The sequence below is a fragment of the Plantibacter sp. T3 genome, assembly GCF_902506515.1.
Lineage (GTDB): Bacteria > Actinomycetota > Actinomycetes > Actinomycetales > Microbacteriaceae > Plantibacter > Plantibacter auratus.
Genome location: NZ_LR733286.1, coordinates 1,281,181 through 1,305,687, shown reverse-complemented (window position 1 = coordinate 1,305,687; position 24,507 = coordinate 1,281,181). Strand labels below are relative to the sequence as shown.

Genomic DNA, 24,507 nt, shown 5'->3' with positions numbered 1-24,507 from the left:
CCTTCACCCAGCAACCGAGATCAGCAAGGACGCAGATCATGTCGAACCCCATCACCCCGTCGTCGGCCGAGCCCGTCGTGACCGCCGCCGACGCGATCCCCGTGCCGGTGAACCGCATCCCGACGCCCGCCGCCACCCCGCCCGACATCCTCCGCTGTGCGTACATGGAGATCGTCGTCACGGATCTCGCCGCGAGCCGGAAGTTCTACGTCGACGTGCTCGACCTCGTGGTCACGGAGGAGGACGAGCACACCGTCTACCTGCGGAGCTTCGAGGAGTTCATCCACCACAACCTCGTGCTGCGGCAGGGGCCGGTGGCAGCCGTCGCTGCGTTCAGCTACCGGGTACGGAGTCCTGAGGACCTCGACCGCGCGGTCGCCTTCTACACGGAGCTCGGGTGCCGGGTGGAGCGTCGTGCCGAGGGGTATGTGAAGGGCATCGGCGACTCGGTGCGCGTCGAGGATCCGCTCGGGTTCCCCTACGAGTTCTTCTACGACGTGGAGCACGTCGAGCGGTTGGCGTGGCGCTACGACCTGTACACGCCGGGCGCGCTCGTGCGGCTCGACCACTTCAACCAGGTGACGCCCGACGTGCCGCGGGCGGTCGCCCACCTGGAGGACCTCGGGTTCCGCGTCACCGAGGACATCCAGGACGAGGCCGGGACGACGTACGCGGCCTGGATGCGCCGGAAGCCGACGGTGCACGACACCGCGATGACGGGTGGCGACGGACCGCGCATGCACCACGTGGCGTTCGCGACGCACGAGAAGCACAACATCATCGCGATCTGCGACAAGCTCGGCGCACTGCGGATGTCGGACGTCATCGAGCGCGGCCCTGGCCGGCACGGCGTCTCGAACGCGTTCTACCTGTACATCCGCGACCCCGACGGCCACCGCATCGAGATCTACACCCAGGACTACTACACCGGCGACCCCGACAACCCGGTGGTCACGTGGGACGTGCACGACAACCAGCGTCGCGACTGGTGGGGCAACGCCGTCGTGCCGAGTTGGTACACGGAAGCGTCGCTCGTCCTCGACCTCGACGGCGAGCCGAAGCCGGTGGCCTCCCGGACCGATGACTCCGAGCTCGAGGTCACCATCGGTGCCGACGGCTTCTCCTACACCCGCAAGGGCGACGAGGCGCAGGGCTTCAAGCTCGGCAACACGCTCTAGGCCTCGGTTCGATCGCCCATCTTTGGGCGACGCAGTGTTCGCTCGCCCAAACATGGGCGAACGAACGGGAGGAGCAGGGGAAACCTCCCGAATCTCCCCCGCACTGGGGGCAACACCGCTCTCGGAAGTCGGTCGCTCGACTGCCATGCTCAGAGCGTGACCACATCTGAACCGCTGGGGGGCGGCTCGCAGCAGCCCCACCCCGCCTCCGCACAGCAGCCGACCGCGCCCTACGCGAACCCGTACGCACCGACGTCCCCGCACGCCGACACCACGGCACCGCCGCCCTACGGCCAGCAGCCGTACGGTCAGCAGCTGCAGCAGACACCGCCGCGTTCGACCTCGGCCGGGCTCGCGATCGCGGCCTTGATCGTCGGGATCGTCGCGTTCCTCATGGGGCTCCTCCCCGTCGCCGGCGCGCTCGTCGGTATCGCGGCGATCGTCCTGGCGGTGCTCGCACTGCAGAAGCGACAGTCCAAGGGACTCGCGGTCACCGGTCTCATCCTCGGAGCCGTCGCGACCCTCGCTTCGTTCGGCACCCTCATCGGAATCGGCGCAGCGGTGAACAGCGTGTCCGATGACAAGCCTGCCGCGATCGTGGAGACCTCGGCGCCGGCCGACGAAGCAGCCAAGCCCGTCGAGACGACTGCACCCGTCGCCGAGACTCCGGTTCCCGCAGCTCCGGCTGCACCCGCAGTGCCCGTCGAATACCAGTCAGCGCTGATCAAGGCGAAGAGCTACTCGGACCTCATGCACATGAGCAAGGCCGGCATCTACGACCAGCTGACCTCCGAATACGGCGAACAGTTCTCGGCAGAGGCGGGCCAGTACGCCGTCGACAACCTGCAGGCCGACTACAACGCGAACGCGCTCGCGAAGGCGAAGTCCTATCAGGAGACCATGTCGATGTCGCCCGAAGCGATCCGCGACCAGCTGACCAGTGAGTACGGCGAGAAATTCACGCCAGAAGAGGCCGACTACGCGATCCTGCACCTCAACGACTGACTTCCCACTCGCTCGAGAGCCTCGTCCGATCGGACGGGGCTCTCGAGCTGTCCCACCCGTGCCGATTCCGTCCGGAAGACGCAGTCCGGCGGGTCTCAGACGCTCAGGATCTCGAGGAACGTCTGCTCGGTGACGATCTCCACGGACTGACCGCCGGCGGCCAGCTCCTGTGCCCGTTGGATCTTCGTGCTGAGCGTCGCCCCAGGACGAAGCGTCGCCGGATCGAAGCCGCCCATGACCACCAGCGAAGTCTTCTTCGTCACGCCTGCGGAGACGGTCGCCCCGAACGATGCCACGATCTTCTGCGCTTCCGGCCTGGTGTAGCTCTCGAGGTCACCGGAGAAACAGACCACCTCTCCAAAGAGCGGATGACCCGGATCCGCCTCGAGGCTCGCCTGGGGCAGATCGGCCCGTTTCGTATAGGAACGGGCCGCTCTGGTGCGTGGGCGCGTCGGGATGGAGGACCACAGCTCCTCGACCGAACTCGCACCGCGTTCCTCCGCGATGCGCAGCGTGATGAGTGCACACGCGAGCGAGTCGGCGCCGGCCTCGTGGTGGTCGAAGTCCGGCAACCTGAAGTGGGCGACGACGAGGGGCAGCCGGTGACTGGGCAACTGACAGTGGTGCCTGACGACGGCGAGCGCATCGAGGAAGTCGAATCCGCTGGGAGTGCTGCCCGTGAGCGTGTTGGCCGCGTTGTAGACGCCTTTGTCGAACGGGCTGTATGCGACCAGCGGCACTCCGGCCGTCACCCCGGCGATGCGTTGCAGCGTCTCGGTCCACGACGGCGCCGATGCAACGTGGGCGGGTCCGATGCCGTGCAGGTAGGTATTCGTGAAGTCGAGTCCGGTCGGCGGTCGCACGAACCAGGAGTCGGTTGCGACGACTCGATCGTCGACGACCTTCGTCAGGCCGACCGCGCAGACGGATGCACGATCGAAGTTGGCGGTCTCGAAGTCGATGGCGACGAAGTTCAGGGGCACCTCCCGATTCTCGGGCGCTCGACCGACTCTGCGGAAGCGGGATGACCCCACATCCGTCTGCCGATCACGTGGTGAAGCTGCCCCGGCCAGCGTCGTGCGTCGAGGCGTCACCTGCGAGGAGTGCGCGCACCGCAAAGCGTGCTCCGACGAGGCGCGAGCGAACGGCCGAGGCTGAGATGCCGAGCATCTCCCCGGCCTCGATCGAACTGAACCCATCCCAGTAGGTCAGTCTGATGAGCTCCGCCTGCTCTTCAGGCAAGCTGGCGATCGCGTCGCGCACCGCGGACGCCTCGTCGGGCGCCGTCGTATCGGTCAGTGTCGCGTCGATCAACAGCTGCGTGGCGGCCGTTCGTCTGGCTCCAGCCCGCCGTGTCGACCGCAAGACGTTGCGGGCGATCCCGAACAACCACATCCGAGCCTGCTCGTGATCGACGGGCATCTTGCGACGCTGCTTCCACGCAACGAGGAGTACCTCCGAGAAGGCATCAGCTGCGTCCTCCCGGTCGAGCAGGCGTCGCTGCAGATAGCGAAGGAGATCGGCATCGTTGGCGGCCAGCCGCTGCTCGACCTCCACATTCGTCAACCTCATTCGCCGGCTCCACAACGCTCGCGAATGTAGACGCTCACCGGCACAGGATCTGTCGGAAAGCCCTGCTCCCGGAGGCCTTCGAACACGGTCTCCGCAACCACCGCATTAAGCGCTTCTCGCCGGAGCTGACTCGGGCCGATAGCGCGAGGCCCATCGCCCGTGGCATCGGCGTTCTCGGCGACGATGCGACGCTCGGCGGCCGAGGTGTCCAGGTCATCGAGCGAGATACCGGAGGCGATCTCCCGCGCGGCGATCATGATCGGTGCGTCGTCAGCCACTCCTTCGGGTTCGACCCGCACGCCGGCGTAACACGAGGCTCCTCGATCGTCCACCCGCGCGAAGGTGTTCTCGGCGGTCCACCCCCACGGCGTGACCAGATCGGATCCAGCGGTGGCAGCTCCCCCACCGGCGAGTAGGACGATCACCACGGAACCGCCGACGAACCAGTTCCGCCGACGCATGATCCTCGCGCGCGATCCAGCAGTCACGATGCGTCGACGGTGGTCGGCCAGCGCCAAGGGCACCCGGGTGGGCGGACCGCTCTCGCGGAGCAGTTCGGTCAGCTGGTCATCGTCCATGTCGTCCCTCGCAGTCTGTCGGTGCGTCTGGTCTGTACATGACCGCAACGCGCCGAAGTGTCCACACAGCAACGGGTCAATCGCCGACCTCGGACACACATCCGTGAGATGTCGCGGTCGGCTAGGGTCAGCCCCATGAACGCGGACGACGCTTGTGACTTCTGCACGAACATCGCTGAGGGCACGTTCGACGTGGTCGCTCGGGCAACCGGTGTCATCGCTGTCATCGACCGCCACCCGATCAATCGTGGCCATGTGCTCGTCCTGCCGACACGTCACGCAGCGGATCTCGCGGCGCTGCATCAGGAGGAGATTACCGAGATGGCTGTCGTCGCCCAGCGCGCGGACCGAGCGATCCGAAACGTCTTCGGAGACGCCGTCGAAGGGACGAATCTGTTGATGTCGAACGGCGCGGCCGCAGACCAGGGCGTGCTCCATGCCCATCTCCACGTCATCCCGCGTGCCACCGGCGACGGCTATGAGTTCCGCGAGGACGCGAGCCGTTATCCACTCGTCCCGCTGGACGCAGCTGAACGCGCCGCCCTGAGCTCGGAACTCGCCTCGCCGAACTGACGCGCTGAGTTGAGTCGAACGGTCGCACGCTCGCCGCTCATGCGACGATCTGCCTCACTTCGCGGGCTCGATGCCGCGCGCACTTCCCTATGCTGGCTGGATGATGAGCCCGGTCGGCTACACCTCGTTCACCGGATCCGCACCCGACGAGGTGTGGGGTGAGGTGACGCAGCTGTTCGTCGCGGCGTTCACCGCCGAGCCCTACAACGAGGACGCGATCGACCTCGCGACCATCCGGCAGTGGGGCCCGGAGCATCTCGGCCACCGCGGCGGACGCCTCGTCATCGCCACGGTCGACGGCCGGGTCGTGGGCTTCGCGCTCGCCCACGGCCTCGACGCCGACCCGGCCTGGCTCGGCATCCTGGCGCAGCTGGCCGACTCCAGCAGCACCGCGTCGGCTGCCCTCGCGCGTCCGGCGGACGCCGTCGTCGTCCACGAACTCGCCGTCGCTGAGGATCAGCGCGGACGTGGGATCGCCCGCGGCTGCCTGGCCGCTGTCCTGCAGGACCGGACGGAGACACAGACCTTCATCGGCGTCTACGAGCGCGCGACCGAGGCTGCAGCGATGTACCGCAGCTGGGGACTCAGTGAGATCGGCCGGGTACCGATGCCCGGCGACGCGATCGCCCTCCGCGTCCTGACCGCGCCCACGACCGAGCTGGTTTCGCGCCTGCGACCCACCAACCCCGAGTCGGCACGGATGATCCGGCGGACGCTCTGGCTCAGCCCCTGGGAGTGGGATTGTTGCGGCGGGCCGTTGGAAACCGGCCAACGGGCGACCTTCTCCGTCTGGCCCGTCGACGATGGACAGCGGACCTGGCTGACCGAGGCGATCGGGGCGGATCTGACGGCGCGGATCGACGGTGTCGAGATGCACCACGAGGAGGACGCCGCACCGGAGCGGCTGACGGGCAGGCTGGCGAAGCTGTCGAAGGTGTCGATACCCTCGCGCCGCGTCCACACCAAGCGACCACCGCTACCGCCCGGAGTCTCTTCCGCCCCGGCTCGCTTCTTCGGCTCGCCAGACAGCGCGTGGTTCGCGGAGATGCGACCCTCCGCGTACGTCACCCACCACGAGACCGTCCCCGGACCGCCCGTCGTCGAGGCGACACCGCGGATCCCACTCAAGCGCGGGATCGATCACCCCGACGCCCAAGCAGGGGCACAGGCAGCGGCGGCGGCGGCACGCGCAGCGGCGCAGGCGGCACAAGCTGCCGCTCGGGCCGCGCAGACGACCGGCCCGCCACCACCGGGCGAGGTCGAACCCCGGCTGGTCGGCTATCTCGTCGAACTCGATGTCGACGTCCCGGACACGGAGGTGGGCGCATGACGCTGCGGACCCTCTGGCTCTCCCGCTGGGAGTGGCGCTGCTGCGGCGGCCCCTTGGCGACCGGGCAGCAGGCGACCCTGTCCGTCTGGCCCGTCGACGACGGACAGCGGACCTGGCTGATCGATGAGATCGGGGCCGATCTCGCGGCGCGGATCGACGGTGTCGAGAGGCACCACGAGGAGGACCCCGCTCCGGAGTGCTTGACGGGCACGCTATCGAGGCTGTCGACGGTGTCCGTGCTCTCGCGCCTCGTCTACACCGAACGCCCTCCGTTGCCACTCGGAGCCCTGCCTGCGGCGAGGCGACTGATCGGTCCCCCAGGCAGCGGCGTGTACATCGGCGTACCGCACTCCCCGTTCGTGACGCACCATGAAACTGTGCCAGGGCCGCCCATCGTGGAGGAGACGCCTCGGATTCCGCCCCGGCGCGGGGTCGAGGGCGCCGACGCCCGGTCGGCAGCACGAGCTCGGTCAGCAGCGCGAGCAGCGGAACAGGCGGCCGCGGACGCGGAAGCCGAAGCACATGCAGCGCGCGGGACCATCCCACCACCGGGCGAGGTCGAACCACGACTTGTCGGCTACCTTGTCGAGCTCGAACTGGACGTCGACTGAGCCGGACCGGCGTGGCTCAGTCCGCGCGGCGCAGGCCCAGCAGCGTCGCGTCGATCAGGCGTTCGGCGCGCTCCGGGGTCATCCGGTCCGACTGCTCCGCTGCTCGCGCGACCGCGATGCCGTCGAGCACCGCCAGCAGGAGTGCCGCATCGTCCGCGGCCAGGCCGTCTTCCGGGAACGCGGCGACGAGCAGCCGCAGGAGGACCTCCTCGGTGCGGGCCCAGTCAGCAGCGTGGATCGCGCGCACCTCGGTCTCGGTGCTCGCCCGAGCGGCGAAGGCGACCCAGACGATCCCGTCGGTCAGGTCGTCACCCTCGACACAGGCGATCTCACGACAGAAGATCCGAAGTCGCTCCCCCTCGGAGTTCATCGCCTCGAGCCGTGCTGCCACACGCCGACGGAACCGCTCGTTGACCTCGGTCATCGCCGCGACGACCAGTCGGTCCTTCGTCGGGAAGTGATGCTGGACCGCGCCGACGGAGACACCGGCCTCGCTCGCGACCGTGCGGATGGTCAGCGCATCGGCACCGCGCGACGCCATGATCCGCAGCAGTGCATCGAGGATCCGATCCCTGTTCGTGTCCTGCTCGGTCATCGCCTCCGCTTTCGCCATCGCCCACTCGACAGGGTACGGTCTTCACATGACCAATACGAGCGTATTGCCGCCATCACCGCCGACCTCCCGACGCATCGCCGCACTCGACGTGGTCCGCGGACTCGCGATCCTCGGCACGCTCGGCACGAACATCTGGGTGTTCTCGCACCCCTGGGGTCTGCTCGGGATGCTCTCGGCCCCGGTGACGCCGGAGACCGGCCCCGCGGCGGGCACGATCCAGCTCGCCCTCATGGCGCTCACGCAGGGTAAGTTCCTCGCCCTCCTGACCCTGATGTTCGGCGCGGGACTCGCGATCCAGCACGCCACTGCACGCCGACGCGAGCAGCGCTGGCCGGGCCGGTACCTGTGGCGCGCCACCCTGCTCCTCATCGACGGTGCGGTGAACTACGTCCTCATCGCGGAGTTCGACGTCCTCATGGGCTATGCGGTCACCGGCGCCATCGTCGCCTGGCTCCTGCTCACGAGGCCCCGCGCCCAGCGCGCCATGATCGCCGTCTTCGGCGCACTGCACGTCCTCCTCATCAGCGCGATCGTCGCGTTCATCGCCACGACGCCGGCGGTGTCGGGCGACCTCCCGCTCCCCGCCGGACCGAGCCCCTACGCCACTGATTCGTTCCTCGGCCTGGCGGTCTTCCGGCTCGACAACATGGGGGTCTTCCGCGCGGAGCCCGCGCTGATCGGATTCCTCACGCTCGCGATGTTCCTCGCCGGCGCACACCTCTTCCACGCCGGCGTCTTCGGTGAGACCGGGGGGCGACTCCGACGCCGCCTGATGATCATCGGGGCGTGCGCACTGCCGGTCGACCTGCTGCTGGGCATCGCCGGAGGCACCGCGGGGCTCCTCGCCGAACGCTACCTGGCCGCACCCCTCGTGGCGCTCGGGATCCTCGGCGCCACCGTCGAGCTCTGTCGTCGCTTCGGCACCGACGGCTGGATCGTCTCACGCCTCCGCGAACTCGGGAAGGTCGCCTTGAGCGCGTACCTGCTCCAGAACCTCCTCGGCGGCGCGATCTTCTACGGCTGGGGCTTCGGCCTCGCCGAACTCGCCGCCCCGTGGCGCGTCCCGGTCACCGTCGCCGCGTTCGTCGTCATCGCCGCGCTCGTGACCGGCTTCGCCCACCTCTGGCTCCGGCGGTTCGCACTCGGCCCCGTCGAATGGCTCTGGAAACGCGGTGCGGAGCTCGGGACGAAGCAGCCGGAGGGCCGACCCTCGCTACGGTGAGACCATGACCACCGTGCACCTGACCGGCCAGTTGATCTGCGCGACACCGACCGACGTGGCGATCGTCGAGACCCATCTGCCGGAGCATGTCGCGCTCACCCGCGCCGAACCGGGGTGCGTGTCGTTCGAGGTGACGCCGACGGACGACCCGCTCGTCTGGGACGTCGCCGAGGTCTTCGAGGACGACGAGTCGTTCGCAGCACACCAGGCGCGCGTCGCGTCAAGCGAGTGGGGGCGCGCGACCGCGGCCATCGAGCGCCGCTACCTGGTGACCCGGTCGCCAGCGGGCCAGACCGTCATGGACGTCAGCGACGACGACCTCGCCGACCTCCGCCGCAGACTCCACGACACCCGCTGGCCTGACCGGTGGCCGACCGCCGGTTGGGAGGCCGGCACCGACCAGGACGAGCTGCGGCGACTCGTCACCTACTGGGCGGACGACTTCGACTGGGAGGCACAGCAGCGGGACATCAACGCCCTGCCGTGGCACCAGGCGGAGATCGGCGGGGCCGCCATCACCTATCTCCGGTTCGACGCCGAGGCCCCGGGCGGCATCCCCATCATCCTCACGAACGGGTGGCCGAGCACCGCCCTCGAACTGGTCGGACTCGCCAGGCGCCTCGCGACGCCGTCCCACTACGGCGGAGACCCGGCGAGCGCCGTCACTGTCATCGTGCCAGCGCTGCCCGGCCTGCCGTTCTCGCCGCAACGGCCGACCTTCGGTGATCAGACGCACGAGCTGTGGCACACGCTGATGCACGATCACCTCGGCTTCGCCCGGTACGCCGCCCATGGAGGCGACCTCGGGGCCGGCATCACCTCTCGGCTCGCGCAGGCGCATCCCGAGGCGGTCGCCGGCATCCACCTCCTCGCGGTCGCTGCGCCGCTCGAGGTCGACGCCGAGACGCTCACCGAGGAGGAGCAGGCGCATCTCGCGCGGGTCGAGGCCTGGGACGCCGAGGAGGGTGCGTATGAGCATCAGCACCACACGCGTCCACTCACGCTCGCTCCCGCGCTGTCCGACTCCCCCGTCGGCATGCTCTCGTGGATCCTCGAGAAGCATCGGGCCTGGAGCGATTGCGACGGCGACGTCTCGTCCCGCTTCAGCGACGACTACCTCGCGACGCTCGCCTCCGTCTACTGGTTCACGAACGCGATCGGCACCTCGCTCCGCCCGTACTACGAGTCCGCGACCGGGATCACGACGCGTGTCGACCGGGTCGAGGTGCCGACCGCCGTCGCGCTCTTCCCGCACGACCTCGCGAGCCCACCGCGCAGCTGGGCCGAGCGGAGCTACGACGTGCGACGGTTCACGACCATGCCCCGAGGCGGCCACTTCGCCCCGCACGAGGAGCCCGAGCTCCTCGCGGACGACATCCGGGCGTTCCTGACGACGCTGTAGCGGACGACAGCACGGCGCTCGTCGTTGCCGATAGGCTGCCCCACATGTCTCCAGTTCGTGATTGATCGGCCCGTGCGTCGTCCCCGACGCTCATCGTCCCGATCCTGATCACCCCGCGCGCCGTCGAGCGCGCCCGTTTCACTGGAGTTCTTCCCATGTCGTCCATCCGGACAGCGCGTTATCTCGACGTGCTCGCACTTCCCCATGTCCCGCTGACCTTCGGGTCCGCTCTCGTCGGCAGATCCGCCTACGCGCTGGTGCTGCTTCCCCTGCTCTACGCGGTCTCCGAGGCGACGGGTTCGATCGCCCTCGCCGGTGTCGCGGTGGCCGTCTACGGCGCCACGGCGAGCCTCCTCGCACCGCTTCGGGCCTGGTTCATCGACCGCCACGGCGCGCGTCGCGTCCTGGCCATCCTGGTCCTCGTCTTCGGTGGCGCCATCGCGGGCCTGGCCGTCGCGTCGCTCACCGCCGCTCCCGGGGCGCTGTTGATCACGCTCGCGGGACTGGCGGGCGCGTTCGCTCCCCCACTCGGGCCGACGATGCGAGTCGCCTGGGGTCGACTCACGCCAGACGGCGAACTCCTGCGCAAGGCACTCAGCCTGGATGCGGTCATCGAGGAACTCCTCTACCTCGCGGGACCCGCGGCGGCCGGGTTGGCCCTCGCCGTCATCGCCCCGGGGACGGCGCTCCTCGTGCCCGCCGGGTTCGTCCTCATCGGCGGACTCCTCTTCGTGAGCACCTCGACCGTCGGCAGCATGGCGCCGCAGGATCGCAGCGTCCCCCGGCAGGACCGTGGGCGGTCACTCCTGCTCGACGCCCGCTTCATCGCCATACTCCTGCCGGTGCTGGTCGCCGGGGCGGTCTCGGGCACGATCAGTGTCGCCGTACCGGTCGTGCTCGCGGAACACGGTGGTGCGGCCGCCGCGGGCATCGCCCTCGGACTCTTCGCCGGCGGGAGCGCCCTCGGCGGGCTGCTGTACGGGGCGCTCTCGGTCCCGGGGTCGGCCGTCCGCCAGTTGGTCGCGCTCGCGGGGGCGCTCCTCGTCTCGGCCTCGCTCATCGCCGCGGTGACCGGCTTCCTCGCCGTCAGCGTCGTCCTCGCGGTCGCCGGGCTGTTCTTCTCGCCGATCATGATCGTCTCCTACGTCGCCGCGCACACAGCCGGTGGGCGCTACCAGCAGAACGCCGCGACGACCTGGGTGAACACGGGACACAACATCGGTGCGGCAGCGGGCAGTGCGATCGCCGGCGTCCTCATCCAGGCGACCGGTGCACCCACCGCGGTCGTCGGCATCTGTGCGGCGGCAGCCGTCGTCGTCCTCGTCGCGGCGGCGCTCGCCCGGCTCACGCCGGGTGAGGCGTCCACCGGGGACGACTCACCGCAGGCGTGACCCGGCGCCGCTCAGAGTTCGCGCTTGCGGTACAGCGGCACGGCGACGAGGACGCCGACGACAATCCCGACGGCACCGAGCGTGAGCCCGAGGCCGACCGCGAGCGGGAGCGGAACACCGGTGGCGGCCTCCTGCGCGCCGTCCAGCACGCCGATCGCCTGCGCGAGCCAGGCGAGGCCGGCGATCAGCAGCGCCGGGGCGTAGCTGATCAGCCGGCCGCGCGTGTATCCGATCCGGAACAGGACGGGCAACTGGATGCCGGCCGACAGCCCGACGAAGGCGACCGCGACGGCCTGGATCACGAGCAGCAGGCCCCAATCGAGCGAACCACCACGCACACTGGCCATGAGCACGGTCACGGCGAACGCGATCGCCGAAGCGAGGAGGGCGAAGACGACGATCGAACCGGCCCGCCCCACCACGACGGAGGACCGCGAGACGGGGAGGATGCCGTAGAGGGTGTCGAGACGACCGCGCTCATCCCCGAGGAACGGTGTGGCGATCATGAGCGAGGTGACGATGGCCGCGCCGGTGATCGCCATGCCCGGCACGGGGAGCAGGATCCCGATCACGGCGACGAAACCGAGGAGGAGGAGCGTCTGCCGCCGGGGCAGCCAGGACGTCAGGTCGAAGCGGATGAATGAGCCGATCATGCGGAAGCCTTTCCGTGTGCTGCTGCCAAGTGGATGACGATGTCATCGACGCTGGCGGCGTCGATCACGGTCTCCGGTCCGAAGTCCGCCATCTGCGTCGTGCGGATGAGCGCGGACCACTGCTCCCCGCGCCGCTCGAGCCCGAGCACCTCGCCGGTCGGCGGCGCTCCCGCGCCACGCACCATGGCGAACTCGTCGACGGTGTCCGCGAACCGTCCGTCGTAGGCGACCCGGCCGTTCACGAGCACGAGCAGGTCGTCGGCGAGCTCGTCGAGATCCGTCGTGATGTGCGTCGAGAAGAGCACCGCGTGCTCGGGGTCGACCATGAACTCGCGGATCAGGTCCCCGATCTCGCGACGGGAGGCCAGGTCGAGGCCGCTGGACGGCTCATCGAGGATGAGGAGTTCCGGCCGCTGCGCGAGCGCCGTCGACAGCGACAGCTTCACACCCTGCCCGCGGGACAGCTCACTGACCCGCTGTTCGCGCGGCACCCCGAGGCGGTCGAGCAACGCTTCGAAGCGTTGCTGATCCCACGCCGGGTAGAACGGGCTGAGTCGTCGACCGATCGTTGCGACCCGCCACTCCGGAGCCGCGGTCGGCTGGTCGAGGACCACGCCGATGCGTGCGAGCGCATCCGGGGAGCCGGCCGGCCGGCCGAGGACCTCGATGTCACCGGCGTCGGGCGTCAGCAGGCCCAGCAGGGCCCGGATGGTGGTGGTCTTGCCAGCCCCGTTGGGTCCGACGAGACCCGTGACGGTGCCGCGTTCGACCGCGAAGGAGACGTCGTCGACGGCGAATGATCGCCGCTGGACGCGCAATCCGTCGATGCGAAGGATGCTGTCAGTCATCGGTACTCCAAGTCTGATCGAGTCGTGTCTGGATGTCGGTCCTGCTGAGGCGCGCGTGCCGAGCCGCGATGACGAGCTCGGTGATGACCTCGTCGACCCGCGACTGCAGGAGGGTGCTCGCCGTCTCGGGATCGACATCGAGGACGACGAACCCACGTCCGTGCTCACTCCGCACCAGGCCCTCGGCGACGAGATCGTTGTAGGCCCGGGTGACAGTGATGACGCTCACCCGGAGATCTGCCGCGAACTGCCGCAGGGACGGGAGCGTCTGCCCGACGGGGATCTCCCCGGCGAGGATCGACGCACGCAACTGGGTCTCGATCTGTTCGTAGATCGGTGTTCCCGAACTGTTCGAGATCACGACGCCCATGGCACCTCCATCTGTTTATAAACACCATAACAGTTGAGGTGTGAAACCGCGAGGGCTGCCATTCCCTTCCGTCGACGAACGGTGCCACGTGCTCGGTACGGTGAGAGCATGAGCACCGTTCGTGACGCCTACGCCCGACGGTCCACCGAGTACGCGAAACTGCTGGGCACGATGGCCTCGGTGCACCCGTCGGACCGGCAACTCGTGACCTCCTGGGCCGACCGGATCGCCGGTCCCGCGCTGGACGCCGGCTGCGGCCCGGGGCACTGGACGGCCTACCTCGCCTCGCGCGGGCTCGACATCCGTGGCGTCGATCTGGTCCCCGAGTTCATCGCGCATGCCCGCGCCGAGCACCCGGAGACGCGGTTCGACCTGGGCAGCCTCGACACCCTCGACGCGGAGACCGGCTCGATGGGCGGCGTCCTCGCCTGGTACTCGCTGATCCACCACCGTCCCGACACGATCAACGCCTCACTCGAGGAGTTCGTTCGCGTGCTCCGGCCGGGTGGCGAGTTGCTGATCGGCTGCTTCGAGGGTCCGGCGGTCGAGGCGTTCGACCACGCCGTGGTGACGGCATACCGCTGGCCGGTCATGGAGTTGGCCGAGCACGTGCGCCGGGCGGGCTTCGAGGTCGTCGAGACGCACACCAGGACGAGCCTCGATCAGCGACCGCACGGGGCGATCCTGGCCCGGCGAGCCGACGCGGTGAGGTGAGGTGGTTCGTCGCCCGGCCCGAGGCTGAGCGACGATCCGCCGCATCTCACTGCCGCTGCATTTCCAGAGTATGCCGGGCACCGGGGCTTGCCGCAAGACCCCCTCCGGCCTCCAGAATGGGTGGCCGCGGTCGCCTCCGACCGCGAGAACGGGGTCCTCATGCATGACGTCATCATCAGCGGTGGCGGCCCGACCGGCATGATGCTGGCCGCCGAACTCCGGCTCCACGGCGTCGAGGTCCTCGTCCTCGAGCGGGACGCCGAGCCGAGCCCTGCCGTGCGGTCGTTGGGCCTCCACCCGCGGAGCATCGAGATCCTCGACCAGCGCGGCATCCTCGACCGGTTCCTCGCCGAGGGCACGCGGTACCCGGGCGCCGCCGGTCACTTCGCCGGGATCGTCCCGCCGCGACCCGTACCGCTCGACACCGCGCACGACTACATCCTCGGTCTCCCGCAGCCGGTCACCGATCGGCTGTTGACCGAACGCGCGCTCGAGCTCGGTGCCGAGTTGCGTCGGGGGAACGGACTCGTCGGCCTCGAACAGGACGATGACGGCGTCACCGTCGAGCTGGACGACGGTGAGCGCCTGGGGGCACGGTGGCTCGTCGGATGCGACGGCGGGCGGAGCACCGTCCGGAAGAGCCTCGGCATCGGCTTCCCAGGCGAGCCCGCGCAGACCGAGTGGATCCTCGGGGAGATCCAGGTCACCCTCCCGGCCGACGAGGTCGCCGCCATCGCCGACGAGGTCCGGAAGACGCACCGTGGCTTCGGCATCGGACCGGTGTCCGACGGGTTCTTCCGCGCGGTGGCGCCCGCCGACGCCCCCGCCGACGAACGCCTGGCGACTCCGACGATCCAGGAGTTCCGGGCCCGGCTCGAGCGCTTCGCCGGGACCGACTTCGGCGCACACTCCCCGCGCTGGCTGTCGCGCTTCACCGATGCGACGAGACTCGCCGAGCGCTACCGGGTCGGCCGCGTGCTGATCGCCGGCGACGCCGCCCACGTGCACCCGCCCCTCGGCGGGCAGGGCCTCAACCTCGGAGTCCAGGACGCGTTCAACCTCGGATGGAAGCTGGCCGCCGAGCTCGCCGGGTGGGCACCGGCCGACCTCCTCGACACCTACGCGACCGAGCGCCGCCCGGTCGCCGACGACGTCCTCACGCTCACCCGAGCACAGAGCGTCCTCCTGTCCCCCGACCCCGGCCCGCAGGCGGTGCGTCGGCTGTTCTCGGACCTGATGCGGTTCGACGACGTGGCCCGTTTCCTGGGCGAGCGGATCGCGTCCACCAGCATCCGATACGACGTCGGAGATCCCGGCGCAGCGGTGGACAGCGGCTCGGACGACAGGTCGCTGCTCGGTCGACGGCTCCACGACCTCCCCCTGGCCGACGGCGGACGCTTGTTCACCTTGCTCCACGAGGGTCGCGGATTCCTGCTCGACCAGACCGGGACCCACAACGTCACCGGCTGGGCGGACCGCGTCGACCGGGTCGCCACCACGACCCCGGAGCTCGCGGCCACGGCGGTGCTCCTGCGCCCGGATGGCCACGTGGTCTGGCTGGCCGACGGGCGGGAACCACTCGAACCGGCCCTCCGGCGCTGGTTCGGCGAGCCGACACGGTGAGGTGAGGCGGTTCGTCGCCCGGCCCGAGGCGAAGCGACGATCCGCCTCAACTCAGCGAGCGCTCAGTCGTGGTCGATGGAGGCGACCGCGTCGGCCACCTGCGACTTCCCCTCGGCCACGCGGTCGTCGTCGTCGGTGACGATCCCGATCGTCTCCTCGATCCGACCTCCGACGGCCTGGATGATGGCCGCGGGCTGCGGTGCCTCCGGTTCCTTGTCGTCGCTCCCGTCCGAGTCCTCGGGGTAGACCTGGAGTCGGTCATCGTCGCCGTCCGCCACCGTGCGCCTGGCGTGGTCGACGCAGAGCTTCGCGACCTCCTCGGCGTGCGCGTACATGACGGAGTGCGCAGCACCTGGGATCTCCCAGAGGCGCGAGGAGGGCAGGAGTTCTCCGACCCGCTCCACCCACTCGCGCGGTGCGACGGCGTCGTACTCGCCACGGATGACGAGCGTGTGCGCCTGCACCTTCGGCAGGGCCTCCTCGATCGGGTAGGTCAGCATCTCCGGCAGGACCCGCGAGAACCATTTGAACCCGCAGAAGACGTAGGCGCTGACGGCGAGCACCTTCACCGTGAGCGGTTCGTGCCAACTCGACTGCAGGAACCGGACCGCCTGGGTGAGCACCCGCCGCTGACCGGGCACGACGACTGGCCCGATGAGGATGAGGGTCGACAACTCGGGGCGACGGGAGACGAGGTCGCTGACCACCTGACTGCCCATCGAGTGGCCGACGATGATCGGGTCCTTGAGATCGAGTTCGTCGATGACCCGACCGACGAGGTCCGCATACTCGCGGATCGTGAGCGTCGACGAGGGGTGCGGCACTCCGCCGAAGCCGGGGAGGTCGAGCGCGTGCACCGGCCCGAACTCGTTGAGGTGCGGCGCGAGGCGCTCGAAGTACGTGGACGAGACACCGATGCCGGGGATGAGGATGAAGGAGCGATCCCCGCTGGACCCCACGGAGTTGACCCGGACGTAGACGTCGCCGTCGTAGACGCGATCGACCCGCACACTCCGCTTGCGACGCTTGCGTTCGATCCTCGACATGCCCCCAGCGTACAAGCGGGCGACGCCTGCACCGCCGGAGCTGTCAACCATGCGGGATTCGGATCGGCGAGCGCGATGATGGAGGCGACCGGAGCGGCAATCCCACGCTCCCTGAGAGGTGGCACCACGATGACCGTTCCCCGCGTCCTGATCTCCGGAGCCAGCATCGCCGGCCCCGGCCTGGCGTTCTGGCTGAACCGCTACGGCTGGGAGACGACGGTCGTCGAGCGCGCGCCGGCGTTCCGCGGCGGCGGCCAGAACATCGACGTGCGGGGCGCTGCTCGCGAGGTCCTGCGACGCGCGGGCCTCGAGGACGCGGCACGCGAGGCGACCACCGGCGAGCGCGGAACCCGGTTCGTCGGTGACGCCGGTGAGACGATCGCCGAGTTCCCGGTCTCGGACTCCGAGACCGACGGCGCGACCGCCGAGGTCGAGATCCTCCGTGGCGACCTGGCCCGCATCTTCATCGAGGCGACGGACGGCACCACCAGCTATCGGTACGGCGACCACATCACCGGGCTCGACGACGACGGTGAACGGGTCCTCGTGTCCTTCGCACATGGCGAGGATGAGGCGTTCGACCTCGTGATCGCGGCGGACGGCATCCGATCGTCGACGCGTGAGCTGGCCTTCCCCGGCGAGGCGGTGACCCGGTCCCTCGGGCTCGAGATGACGTACCTCACCATTCCGCGCGACGACGCCGACGTGCCGTGGTGGCAGTGGTATTCGGGCGTCGGCGGCCGCAGCGTCACACTCCGACCCGACCGGCACGGCACCACCCGGGCCGTCCTCACGGAGGTCACGTCCGACCGCGGCGACGGCGTCGTCCCCGCGCGCCGCGACCTCGACGCGCAGCGACGGCATCTCAGGAACCGGTTCGTCGGACTCCCCTGGCAGGCGAACCGGATCCTCGAGCACCTCGACGACAGCGACGACGTCTACTACGAGTCCATCGGCCAGGTCAGGACGCCCCGCTGGGCATCCGGACGGGTCGCATTGCTCGGTGACGCGGCCTGGTGCGCGTCGCCCGTCAGCGGTATGGGGACGAGCCTGTCGATCGTCGGCGCCTACGTGCTGGCCGGTGAGCTGGCGGCGCACGTGCACCACCGGGACGCCTTCCGCGGGTACGAACGGATCATGCGCCCCTACGTCGAGCAGGCCCAGTCACTGCCGCCGGGTACGCCGCAGCTCGCCAACCCGACCTCGAAAGCCGGCGTCGCGGCGTTCCGCACCGCACTCCGCGTGGCCGGGTCGAAGCCGGCGAAGCTCGTCGGTGCGCAGTTGTTCTCCCCGCCGGCCGACAAGATCGACCTGCCCGAGTACGAGCACCTGGCATGACCGGCGAGCCCCGGCCGATCGCCTCGAGCGCACCGGCACTGTCCGGACCGGTGGTCGCCGCTCAGGAATGGCGGGACCTGGCATTCGTCCACTGGCGCGTCCCGGCGAGCGCCGTCGCGCCACTGCTCCCGCGCGGGGTGGTCCCCGACGTCTTCGACGGTTCCACCTGGGTCGGGCTGATCGCCTTCCAGTTGGGCGACGCCCGCATCGGTCCGCTGCCGCCGTCGCCCATCGGCGGCTCCTTCACGGAGGTGAACGTCCGGTTGTACGGGGTCGACAGCGAGGGGCGTCGCGGCGTCGTGTTCCGGTCGCTTGAGGCGTCCAGCCTGCCGGCGGTCCTCGCGGCTCGCGTGATGTTCGGCCTGCCCTACCAGTGGGCGCGGACCGCGCAGCGACCGACGGACGACGGCTGGGAGTACGCGTCGCGGCGGATCACGACGTCGCCGACGACACGAGGTCCGGGCTTCCAGCTCGGCGTCGATGTCGACCGCGCGACGACCGTCGACGACGAGCTGTCGCAGTTCCTGACGGCGCGGTGGGGGCTCTTCCAGAGCCGCTTCGGTCGGACGCAGTGGTTGCCGAACGAGCACGAACCCTGGGTGCTCCACCCGGCGCACGTCACCTCGTTGCGCGACCAGCTCTGCGCGGCGGCGGGCCTCCCGGGTGTCGTCGAGCACGAGCCCGACTCGGTGCTCTTCAGCCCCGGCGTGACCGCCCGATTCGGCATCGGCTCGTTCCTCGCCCGCTGAGTGGCGGCTCAGTCAGCTGCAACGACCGCGGCGAGCACGGCGGGATCCTCACAGCCGCGCGCGAAGCCTCGGATGCGGCGGTCGATGTCGCGCTGCAGGACGATTGCACCGATGCGCTCGGCGATCGGCGCCAGCCACCGCGGCTTGCACGTGAAGTTGTAGCGCCAGACGGCGAGGGTGCGCTGGTCGTCGCCCTCCACCGGGCTGAAACGCCAGCCGCCGGCGAGCCGCTCGAAGAACCATGAGCCCTTCGTCATCTTCATACCGACGTTGGTCGGCGGGTGGTACGAGACGTACTCGCTGACCATCCGGAACCCGAACCGCTGAACGGTGAAGGTGCGGACGCCCTTGGCGGCTTCCTTCGCACCGTCGAGGAAGTACTGCCGCCGGATGAACGGATCCCAGCGCATCCTGGTCTCGCCGGTGGTCTGGGAGATCGCGAACGCGACGTCGGGCGGGACAGGCACGGTGCAGCGGGATTCGACGACGGGCATGCCCCATCCTGACACGAGTGCTTGACGAGCATCGGTTGTTCGTGTTCAATCAGTCACATGAGCCGATCGACCGCCGAGGACCAACGCGTCCGCACCATCGCGAGTGCGGTGGAGGTCTTCTCGATCGCCGGTTACCGCGCCACCCCCGTCGCGGACGTCGCTGCTGCGGCCAAGATCTCCCCCGCCTACGTCTTCCGCCTGTTCGACGGCAAACTCGGCCTCTTCGTCGCCGCGGTCGAGCACTGCTACGAGCAGGTCGCGAACGCGATGTCCGCAGCCGTCGAGGACCACCCGGAGTGGAGCCCGGACGACAAGCTCGACGCGATGACCCAGGCGTACATCGAGCTCATCCGCGACCGCAGCCTCATCGCCCTCCAGGTGCACGCACAGAGCGCCTGCGACGTCCCCGAGATCCAAAAGGCGGTCCGCTCCGGGCTCGCACTCGTGGTGCGCGTCATGTCCCGTGACTCCGGGGCGGACGCCAGCGCCGTCCAGCGCAGTCTCGCCTACGGGCAGCTCTGTCACCTCGTCGTGCAGGCGGGCCTCGGCGACGTCGACGCCGACTGGGCGCGTGTCGTCGACCACGGCATCCGGCACGACTGATCGACTCAGAGCCACCGACCGCACCTGCTGTTTGTCGTACCCACAGATGTGACTGTTCAGTCACACACAACCATCACGAGATCGGAACACATCATGCACACCACACCATCCGCGACCACCACCCAGGTCGTCCTGCCGGGCCTCGTCGAGCCGGCCGGCCTCGAACTGGCCACCGTGCCGACGCCGACTCCCGACGCCGGCCAGCTTCTGGTCGAGATGGAGGCCACCGGGGTCTCCTTCGCCGAGCAGTCGATGCGCAAGGGCCGGTACTTCGGCCAACCGGCGTTCCCGTTCGTCCCGGGATACGACCTCGTCGGACGGGTGCTGGAGGTCGGCACCGGAGGTGACCCGACCCTCATCGGCAAACGGGTCGCGACCCTGACCAAGACGGGTGCCTGGGCGACCCATGCCGTCGTGCCCGCGCGCGACAGCATCCTCGTGCCGGACGGGGTGAGCTCCGAAGACGCCGAGTCGGTCGTCGTGAACGGCGTCACCGCGTGGCAGATGCTGCATCGCGCTGCGCGGGTCCAGCCGGGCCAGACCATCCTGTTGTTCGGTGCGAACGGGGGCGTCGGCGGAATCCTCATCCAGCTGGCGCGACTCCACGGCGTCCGGGTCATCGGTGCGGCGTCGCCCCGGCATCACGAGGCACTCCGCGCGGCGGGCGTCATCCCCGTCGACTACGCGGATCCCGAGCTCGCGACACGCGTTCGCGAACTGGCGCCGAACGGGGTCGATGCCGTCTTCGACAACGTCGGCGGCGAGACGACCCGCACGGCCTTCGGGCTCCTCGCGCGCGGCGGTACGCTCGTGACCTACTCGATCATCTCAACGGTCGGCGGTACGGGACCGCTGATGGCGCCGTTCCTGCTGGCGATCGGTCAGGCGCTGCTCTGGACGGCCCTCCCGAACGGCCGCAGCTCGACCTTCTACGACTTGTGGGCAGGCCACCGCTTCCGTCCCGCCCGCTTCCGCCGCCACCTGGAGGCCGACCTCCGTGAGGTCTTCCGACTCCTCGAGCACGGCGACATCACCGCCAACATCGCCGCGCGATTCCCTCTCACCGAGATCGTCGCCGCCATGGAGCTCGCCGAATCGCGGACGCTCAACGGGAAGGTGGTCCTGCACCCGTGAGCCGGGCCGCAGGCTGAGGTGAGGCATTCGGTCGCCCGGAACACCGCCGGGCGACCAGGTGCCTCACCTCAGCGGCGGAGCGCGGCGGGCAGCACCCGGTCGATGAGCTTGAGCAGCACGGCGAAGACGATCGCGACCACGAGCACCATGAGCGCGTTCCGGACGGCACCGTCGAAGCCGAGCCGCGTCGCATCGAGGAAGGGGTAGGGGTACCAGCCGGTGATGCCGCCACGGATGAAGGTGAAGACCACCCAGGCGAGCGGCCAGAGGAACGCCCAGGCGACGGTGCTCCAGGTGAAGCGCGGACGCGGACCGAACACGAGCCAGGCGCCGAGCGTGAGCCACGGGGACAGGTAGTGGAACCCGATCGTGATGACGAGCGCCCACCCCGTGAGGTTCACCTGCGGCGCGAGCACCACGGCGTAGACGATGCCGGTGATGACGATGCTGAGCAGGGCGTCGAGCCGTGCCACCCGCCAGAGCCGGCCGTCACGCAGGGGGTCGATCGCCAGCAGGACGGACACCGCGAACACGATGAGGTTGCTGAGGATCGTGAACGCACTGAAGATACGTGCGAAGCGGGTCGCGAGGCCGACGGACATGTCCACGCCACCCGAGCGGGCGTCGGCGCCGCCGGTGATGACGAGGACGATCTGGATGACGAGCGAGATCGCGATGATCACGGCGATCAGGAGGTAGACCACACGGCTGGCGGTGACGACGACCGCGGACGGCGCGACCTGCGTGGGATGGACGGTGGTGCTCACCCGCCAACCCTAGCCAGCCCGCCGCACCCCACCTCCCCCAAGCCCTGACGCATGCGCTTTCAGGCCAACAGCGGCAGTCGCCCGACGATCCGGTCCACCCGGTTGCGCGGCCCGACCAGGGCGACGGCCAGCGGGGCGAGGGCCTCCGACGCGGTCGCCGCCACCGCCTCGAGGTACTCGTCGTAGACCCGGGTGAGCTGGGCCGCCTCCGGCATGTCGACGACGAGCACACCGTCCGAGCCCGCCGCCTTGGTCCGGATCGCCGCCAGTTGCTCGGCCGGAGCGGTCAACACGCTGCACCCGGCCCACGGCAGTCCGGGATGAGCCGAGCCGTCGGCGTCGACGGCGTCCGGTCCGAGAAGTCCCTGCACCCGTGCTCCGATCGCCGCCGCGATGCAGGCCGCCGCATTCACGGCTCGACCGGCCGGGAGGTCCTGCTGCACGACGACGACCCACTTCAGCCGGGCGGACCGCGTGGGCGCCGCCGTGTCGATCTCCTCCGGCGCGAAGCCGACGAGCTGTTCTTCCGTCATGTCTCTCCCTGATGTCGTACGCGGATCGACTCTCAGGCTATGTCGAGCGAACTCGTGGTCGTTCTGAGCCCGTACATCGTCCGGCCGAACTGGCACAATCGACCGCATGGACGAACTTGATACGGCGATCCTGCGCGAACTCCAGCGCGACGCCCGGCGCACCAACCGGGACATCGCTGCCGCGGTCGGCGTCTCACCCACCACCGCGCTCGACCGCACCCGCGGCCTGTACCGCCGCGGCGTCGTCCGCGGCGCGCGACTCGACGTCGATCTGCCGTCGCTCGGTCGCTCGGTCCAGGCGCTCATCGCGATCCGGATCCGACCGCCGTCGCGCGTCAACATCGACGCGTTCCGCAGCTGGGCGATCACCCTCCCGGAGACCATCGGCGTGTTCGTCGTCTCCGGGAACGAGGACTTCCTGCTCCAGGTCGCCGTCACCGACAACGACGCGCTCTACGCCTTCGTCATCGACAAGCTCACGGAGCGCGAGGAGGTCGCCGACGTCCGGACGAGCGTCGTCTACGAGCACGTGCGACCGCAGGTGGTGATGCCTGCGGAGGCGACGAGCTGAGCGACTGTTGGTGACAGCTCAGCCGACGTGCTCGCCGAGGAACCCACGGACATCGTCGATCTCGGCCTGGTGGATCCCGTGGGCGAGCCCCGGGTAGGTGCGCTCGGTGAGGGTCGTGTGCAGCGGCAACCAGGCGTGGGTCCGCGCGACGGCCGGCGCGGCGATGACGCGGTCCTCGAGACCCCGTCCCCAGAACACCGCGGGTTTCGTCGCCGCCAGCACCTCGTCGCCGGGCTGCGGCGCACTCAGCACGAACCCGGCGAGGATGACCGGCGCCACGACCCGCTCGGGTCGCGTGCGCAGCAGCTGCGAGGCCATGAAGCCGCCCTGCGAGAAGCCGATGGGCACGACGCGCGCCTCGGCCGACACGTGCTCGTCGATCCAGCCCCAGACGGCGTCCGTGGCGCGGGCGATCGGCTCCGGGTCCGGGTTGCCCGGCGTCGTGATCTCGAACCAGGCCGCGCCACCGTGGCCCATCTCGAGCGGCGCGCGCAGCGACACCCAGGGCATGCCGAGCGCGAGCGGCCCGACGAGACCGGTGAGGTCGTGCTCGTTGGAGCCGTAGCCGTGGAGGAGCACCGCGACGACGGGAGCGGACGACGCGGCGTCGGCCCAGTCGGCGGAACGGACGTCGCGCAGTGCGGTGGTCATCGGGACAGCAGCTCCTCGGTCGACAGGTCGGGCAGGGCCACGGTCACGCGGGTCCCCCACGGGTCGGAGACGGTCACGGAACGACCGTCCGCGTCGAAGGGGATCGCGCGGGCGCGCAGCCTCGCGGCCAGCGTATCGAGGTTCGCGAGGTCGGGGACGGTGATCGACACGTCGCCGAGGCCGAGGGCGGCCGCGCGAGGACCGGCGCCCTGGCTGTTCCAGACGTTCATCGCGATGTGGTGGTGGTACCCGCCGGCGGAGGCGAAGATCGCGCCGGGGTACTCGGTCTGCGTCGTCTCGAATCCGAGGGCGTCGACGTAGAAGGCTCGGGCGGTCTGGAGGTCTCCGACCTGCAGGTGCACGTGCCCGACGGCACCGGCCAACGAGGGCCCGGCGCCGAGGGCGTCCTCCGTGAGGTGCCGCTGCAGGTAGGCGTTCGGGTCGAGGTAGGTGGTGGTCATGGCGATCTGGTCGCCCGAGCGCACCCAGCTGCTGCGCGGGCGGTCCGTGTACAGCTCGACGCCGTTCCCCTCCGGGTCGGTGAAGTAGAACGCCTCGCTCACGAAGTGGTCGCTCGACCCGACGAACTGTCCGCGGGGGTCCTGCGCGGCCCGATAGACCGTCGCCGAGAGGCTCGACTCGTCCTCGAACAGGAACGCCGTGTGGAACAGGCCGGCCTGCCGCCGGTCGACGGCCGGCAGGTCTGGCGTGTGCACGAGCCGCACGAGCGGGGTGTCGCCACGACCGAGCACCCGGTGCACCTCGCGGTCGCGGCTGCGCTCCTCGAGCGGCTCCATCGCGAAGGCGTTGGCGTAGTAGCCGGACATGAGGTCGAGGTCGCCGACGCGGAGCGTGACCGCGCCCATCGACGTCTCCGGGGCGAGCAGACGCTCGTCGAGCACAGCGGACATTCGGTCTCCGATCGGGTGATGGGG

The 24,507-nt window shown here is 69.8% G+C and carries 28 protein-coding genes; 15 read left to right on the top strand and 13 right to left on the bottom strand.

Annotation, left to right across the window (positions count from 1 at the left end; all coding sequences use genetic code 11):
- The first annotated feature begins 38 nt into the window (after positions 1-38).
- Both hpaD and GV015_RS06380 read left to right on the top strand, forming a co-directional pair.
- Entirely contained in the window at positions 39-1,178 is a 1,140-nt protein-coding gene (hpaD, locus tag GV015_RS06385; protein ID WP_159877403.1) for a 3,4-dihydroxyphenylacetate 2,3-dioxygenase, read from the top strand.
- Positions 1,179-1,334: 156 nt separating this feature from the next.
- Positions 1,335-2,183, top strand: coding sequence for an Ltp family lipoprotein (locus tag GV015_RS06380; RefSeq protein ID WP_236555353.1), 849 nt, complete (start codon positions 1,335-1,337; stop codon positions 2,181-2,183).
- Between the two features lie 95 nt (positions 2,184-2,278).
- Here the strand turns inward: GV015_RS06380 and GV015_RS06375 are convergent, their stop codons facing one another.
- From GV015_RS06375 to GV015_RS06365, 3 genes are all read right to left on the bottom strand, one after another.
- Positions 2,279-3,166, bottom strand: coding sequence for an exonuclease domain-containing protein (locus tag GV015_RS06375; RefSeq protein WP_159877401.1), 888 nt, complete (start codon positions 3,164-3,166; stop codon positions 2,279-2,281).
- A 64-nt stretch (positions 3,167-3,230) separates the two neighbouring features.
- Positions 3,231-3,740, bottom strand: coding sequence for an RNA polymerase sigma factor (locus GV015_RS06370; RefSeq protein WP_159877399.1), 510 nt, complete (start codon positions 3,738-3,740; stop codon positions 3,231-3,233).
- Positions 3,741-3,751: 11 nt separating this feature from the next.
- Positions 3,752-4,273: a hypothetical protein gene (locus GV015_RS06365; RefSeq protein ID WP_159877397.1), complete on the bottom strand. Its 522-nt coding sequence runs from the start codon at positions 4,271-4,273 to the stop codon at positions 3,752-3,754.
- Positions 4,274-4,468: 195 nt separating this feature from the next.
- Between GV015_RS06365 and GV015_RS06360 the strand changes: the two genes are divergently transcribed.
- The 3 genes from GV015_RS06360 (at position 4,469) to GV015_RS06350 (ending at position 6,847) form a co-directional block, all read left to right on the top strand.
- Positions 4,469-4,906 (top strand): HIT family protein, encoded by a 438-nt coding sequence (locus GV015_RS06360; RefSeq protein ID WP_159877395.1) that lies wholly within the window; start codon positions 4,469-4,471, stop codon positions 4,904-4,906.
- A gap of 100 nt (positions 4,907-5,006) precedes the next feature.
- The gene (locus tag GV015_RS06355; protein ID WP_159877393.1) at positions 5,007-6,236 is read left to right on the top strand and encodes a GNAT family N-acetyltransferase; all 1,230 of its coding nucleotides are present in this window, start codon (positions 5,007-5,009) and stop codon (positions 6,234-6,236) included.
- Positions 6,233-6,847: a DUF6578 domain-containing protein gene (locus tag GV015_RS06350; RefSeq protein ID WP_159877391.1), complete on the top strand. Its 615-nt coding sequence runs from the start codon at positions 6,233-6,235 to the stop codon at positions 6,845-6,847. The genes GV015_RS06355 and GV015_RS06350 overlap by 4 nt, the downstream gene beginning before the upstream one ends.
- A 16-nt stretch (positions 6,848-6,863) precedes the next feature.
- Here the strand turns inward: GV015_RS06350 and GV015_RS06345 are convergent, their stop codons facing one another.
- The gene (locus GV015_RS06345) at positions 6,864-7,442 is read right to left on the bottom strand and encodes a TetR/AcrR family transcriptional regulator (protein WP_159877389.1); all 579 of its coding nucleotides are present in this window, start codon (positions 7,440-7,442) and stop codon (positions 6,864-6,866) included.
- A gap of 46 nt (positions 7,443-7,488) precedes the next feature.
- Between GV015_RS06345 and GV015_RS06340 the strand changes: the two genes are divergently transcribed.
- The 3 genes from GV015_RS06340 to GV015_RS06330 all read left to right on the top strand — a co-directional run bounded on the left by GV015_RS06340 (position 7,489) and on the right by GV015_RS06330 (position 11,478).
- Positions 7,489-8,685, top strand: coding sequence for a DUF418 domain-containing protein (locus tag GV015_RS06340; RefSeq protein WP_159877387.1), 1,197 nt, complete (start codon positions 7,489-7,491; stop codon positions 8,683-8,685).
- 4 nt (positions 8,686-8,689) lie between these two features.
- Positions 8,690-10,087 (top strand): alpha/beta fold hydrolase, encoded by a 1,398-nt coding sequence (locus GV015_RS06335; RefSeq protein ID WP_159877385.1) that lies wholly within the window; start codon positions 8,690-8,692, stop codon positions 10,085-10,087.
- 155 nt (positions 10,088-10,242) lie between these two features.
- The gene (locus tag GV015_RS06330; protein WP_159877383.1) at positions 10,243-11,478 is read left to right on the top strand and encodes an MFS transporter; all 1,236 of its coding nucleotides are present in this window, start codon (positions 10,243-10,245) and stop codon (positions 11,476-11,478) included.
- A gap of 11 nt (positions 11,479-11,489) precedes the next feature.
- On the opposite strand, the gene GV015_RS06325 is transcribed toward GV015_RS06330, so the two are convergent.
- The 3 genes from GV015_RS06325 to GV015_RS06315 are packed head-to-tail and all read right to left on the bottom strand — an operon-like array spanning position 11,490 to position 13,349.
- A complete protein-coding gene (locus tag GV015_RS06325) occupies positions 11,490-12,131 on the bottom strand; it encodes an ABC-2 transporter permease (RefSeq protein WP_159877381.1) in 642 nt (213 codons plus the stop codon).
- Complete coding sequence (locus GV015_RS06320; protein ID WP_159877379.1) at positions 12,128-12,979, bottom strand: ABC transporter ATP-binding protein; 852 nt, start codon at positions 12,977-12,979, stop codon at positions 12,128-12,130. Before GV015_RS06320 ends, GV015_RS06325 begins: the two co-directional genes overlap by 4 nt.
- Positions 12,972-13,349, bottom strand: coding sequence for a GntR family transcriptional regulator (locus GV015_RS06315; RefSeq protein ID WP_159877377.1), 378 nt, complete (start codon positions 13,347-13,349; stop codon positions 12,972-12,974). The genes GV015_RS06320 and GV015_RS06315 overlap by 8 nt, the downstream gene beginning before the upstream one ends.
- A gap of 108 nt (positions 13,350-13,457) precedes the next feature.
- Between GV015_RS06315 and GV015_RS06310 the strand changes: the two genes are divergently transcribed.
- Together GV015_RS06310 and GV015_RS06305 are read left to right on the top strand one after the other, a co-directional pair.
- Positions 13,458-14,063: a class I SAM-dependent methyltransferase gene (locus tag GV015_RS06310; RefSeq protein WP_159877375.1), complete on the top strand. Its 606-nt coding sequence runs from the start codon at positions 13,458-13,460 to the stop codon at positions 14,061-14,063.
- Positions 14,064-14,222: 159 nt separating this feature from the next.
- Positions 14,223-15,686, top strand: coding sequence for an FAD-dependent monooxygenase (locus tag GV015_RS06305; RefSeq protein WP_159877373.1), 1,464 nt, complete (start codon positions 14,223-14,225; stop codon positions 15,684-15,686).
- A 62-nt stretch (positions 15,687-15,748) separates the two neighbouring features.
- Here the strand turns inward: GV015_RS06305 and GV015_RS06300 are convergent, their stop codons facing one another.
- Positions 15,749-16,732: an alpha/beta fold hydrolase gene (locus GV015_RS06300; protein ID WP_124768512.1), complete on the bottom strand. Its 984-nt coding sequence runs from the start codon at positions 16,730-16,732 to the stop codon at positions 15,749-15,751.
- 129 nt (positions 16,733-16,861) lie between these two features.
- Between GV015_RS06300 and GV015_RS06295 the strand changes: the two genes are divergently transcribed.
- Both GV015_RS06295 and GV015_RS06290 read left to right on the top strand, forming a co-directional pair.
- Positions 16,862-18,070: an FAD-dependent monooxygenase gene (locus GV015_RS06295; protein ID WP_159877371.1), complete on the top strand. Its 1,209-nt coding sequence runs from the start codon at positions 16,862-16,864 to the stop codon at positions 18,068-18,070.
- Positions 18,067-18,819 carry a YqjF family protein gene (locus GV015_RS06290; protein ID WP_159877369.1) on the top strand — a complete coding sequence of 251 codons (753 nt, stop codon included), beginning with the start codon at positions 18,067-18,069 and terminating at the stop codon, positions 18,817-18,819. Before GV015_RS06295 ends, GV015_RS06290 begins: the two co-directional genes overlap by 4 nt.
- Positions 18,820-18,827: 8 nt before the next feature.
- Here GV015_RS06290 and GV015_RS06285 read toward each other — a convergent pair whose 3' ends face one another.
- On the bottom strand, positions 18,828-19,313 hold the full coding sequence (locus GV015_RS06285; protein WP_159877367.1) for an SRPBCC family protein: 486 nt from the start codon (positions 19,311-19,313) through the stop codon (positions 18,828-18,830).
- A gap of 57 nt (positions 19,314-19,370) precedes the next feature.
- Between GV015_RS06285 and GV015_RS06280 the strand changes: the two genes are divergently transcribed.
- Both GV015_RS06280 and GV015_RS06275 read left to right on the top strand, forming a co-directional pair.
- Positions 19,371-19,916, top strand: a complete 546-nt coding sequence (locus GV015_RS06280) for a TetR/AcrR family transcriptional regulator (protein ID WP_159877365.1) — start codon at positions 19,371-19,373, stop codon at positions 19,914-19,916.
- A 93-nt stretch (positions 19,917-20,009) separates the two neighbouring features.
- A complete protein-coding gene (locus GV015_RS06275; protein ID WP_159877363.1) occupies positions 20,010-21,050 on the top strand; it encodes a medium chain dehydrogenase/reductase family protein in 1,041 nt (346 codons plus the stop codon).
- A gap of 68 nt (positions 21,051-21,118) precedes the next feature.
- Here the strand turns inward: GV015_RS06275 and GV015_RS06270 are convergent, their stop codons facing one another.
- A complete protein-coding gene (locus tag GV015_RS06270) occupies positions 21,119-21,817 on the bottom strand; it encodes a Pr6Pr family membrane protein (RefSeq protein WP_159877361.1) in 699 nt (232 codons plus the stop codon).
- 59 nt (positions 21,818-21,876) lie between these two features.
- Positions 21,877-22,350 (bottom strand): DUF2000 domain-containing protein, encoded by a 474-nt coding sequence (locus tag GV015_RS06265; RefSeq protein ID WP_159877359.1) that lies wholly within the window; start codon positions 22,348-22,350, stop codon positions 21,877-21,879.
- 106 nt (positions 22,351-22,456) lie between these two features.
- Here GV015_RS06265 and GV015_RS06260 point away from each other — a divergent pair, with 106 nt between their 5' ends.
- On the top strand, positions 22,457-22,921 hold the full coding sequence (locus tag GV015_RS06260; RefSeq protein WP_159877357.1) for an Lrp/AsnC family transcriptional regulator: 465 nt from the start codon (positions 22,457-22,459) through the stop codon (positions 22,919-22,921).
- An 18-nt stretch (positions 22,922-22,939) separates the two neighbouring features.
- Here the strand turns inward: GV015_RS06260 and GV015_RS06255 are convergent, their stop codons facing one another.
- Positions 22,940-23,572, bottom strand: coding sequence for an alpha/beta hydrolase (locus tag GV015_RS06255; RefSeq protein ID WP_159877355.1), 633 nt, complete (start codon positions 23,570-23,572; stop codon positions 22,940-22,942).
- On the bottom strand, positions 23,569-24,483 hold the full coding sequence (locus tag GV015_RS06250) for a VOC family protein (protein ID WP_124768503.1): 915 nt from the start codon (positions 24,481-24,483) through the stop codon (positions 23,569-23,571). The genes GV015_RS06255 and GV015_RS06250 overlap by 4 nt, the downstream gene beginning before the upstream one ends.
- Positions 24,484-24,507 lie beyond the last annotated feature (24 nt).

Bases quoted from the DNA above. Each gene is read 5' to 3' on its own strand.
- GV015_RS06285 (WP_159877367.1), bottom strand. From the start codon at position 19,313: ATGCCCGTCGTCGAATCCCGCTGCACCGTGCCTGTCCCGCCCGACGTC.
- GV015_RS06265 (WP_159877359.1), bottom strand. From the start codon at position 22,350: ATGACGGAAGAACAGCTCGTCGGCTTCGCGCCGGAGGAGATCGACACG.
- hpaD (WP_159877403.1), top strand. From the start codon at position 39: ATGTCGAACCCCATCACCCCGTCGTCGGCCGAGCCCGTCGTGACCGCC.
- GV015_RS06305 (WP_159877373.1), top strand. From the start codon at position 14,223: ATGCATGACGTCATCATCAGCGGTGGCGGCCCGACCGGCATGATGCTG.
- GV015_RS06260 (WP_159877357.1), top strand. From the start codon at position 22,457: ATGGACGAACTTGATACGGCGATCCTGCGCGAACTCCAGCGCGACGCC.
- GV015_RS06275 (WP_159877363.1), top strand. From the start codon at position 20,010: ATGCACACCACACCATCCGCGACCACCACCCAGGTCGTCCTGCCGGGC.
- GV015_RS06345 (WP_159877389.1), bottom strand. From the start codon at position 7,442: ATGACCGAGCAGGACACGAACAGGGATCGGATCCTCGATGCACTGCTG.
- GV015_RS06250 (WP_124768503.1), bottom strand. From the start codon at position 24,483: ATGTCCGCTGTGCTCGACGAGCGTCTGCTCGCCCCGGAGACGTCGATG.
- GV015_RS06320 (WP_159877379.1), bottom strand. From the start codon at position 12,979: ATGACTGACAGCATCCTTCGCATCGACGGATTGCGCGTCCAGCGGCGA.
- GV015_RS06325 (WP_159877381.1), bottom strand. From the start codon at position 12,131: ATGATCGGCTCATTCATCCGCTTCGACCTGACGTCCTGGCTGCCCCGG.
- GV015_RS06350 (WP_159877391.1), top strand. From the start codon at position 6,233: ATGACGCTGCGGACCCTCTGGCTCTCCCGCTGGGAGTGGCGCTGCTGC.
- GV015_RS06330 (WP_159877383.1), top strand. From the start codon at position 10,243: ATGTCGTCCATCCGGACAGCGCGTTATCTCGACGTGCTCGCACTTCCC.
- GV015_RS06335 (WP_159877385.1), top strand. From the start codon at position 8,690: ATGACCACCGTGCACCTGACCGGCCAGTTGATCTGCGCGACACCGACC.
- GV015_RS06360 (WP_159877395.1), top strand. From the start codon at position 4,469: ATGAACGCGGACGACGCTTGTGACTTCTGCACGAACATCGCTGAGGGC.
- GV015_RS06295 (WP_159877371.1), top strand. From the start codon at position 16,862: ATGACCGTTCCCCGCGTCCTGATCTCCGGAGCCAGCATCGCCGGCCCC.
- GV015_RS06310 (WP_159877375.1), top strand. From the start codon at position 13,458: ATGAGCACCGTTCGTGACGCCTACGCCCGACGGTCCACCGAGTACGCG.
- GV015_RS06290 (WP_159877369.1), top strand. From the start codon at position 18,067: ATGACCGGCGAGCCCCGGCCGATCGCCTCGAGCGCACCGGCACTGTCC.
- GV015_RS06340 (WP_159877387.1), top strand. From the start codon at position 7,489: ATGACCAATACGAGCGTATTGCCGCCATCACCGCCGACCTCCCGACGC.
- GV015_RS06280 (WP_159877365.1), top strand. From the start codon at position 19,371: ATGAGCCGATCGACCGCCGAGGACCAACGCGTCCGCACCATCGCGAGT.
- GV015_RS06355 (WP_159877393.1), top strand. From the start codon at position 5,007: ATGATGAGCCCGGTCGGCTACACCTCGTTCACCGGATCCGCACCCGAC.
- GV015_RS06255 (WP_159877355.1), bottom strand. From the start codon at position 23,572: ATGACCACCGCACTGCGCGACGTCCGTTCCGCCGACTGGGCCGACGCC.
- GV015_RS06300 (WP_124768512.1), bottom strand. From the start codon at position 16,732: ATGTCGAGGATCGAACGCAAGCGTCGCAAGCGGAGTGTGCGGGTCGAT.
- GV015_RS06315 (WP_159877377.1), bottom strand. From the start codon at position 13,349: ATGGGCGTCGTGATCTCGAACAGTTCGGGAACACCGATCTACGAACAG.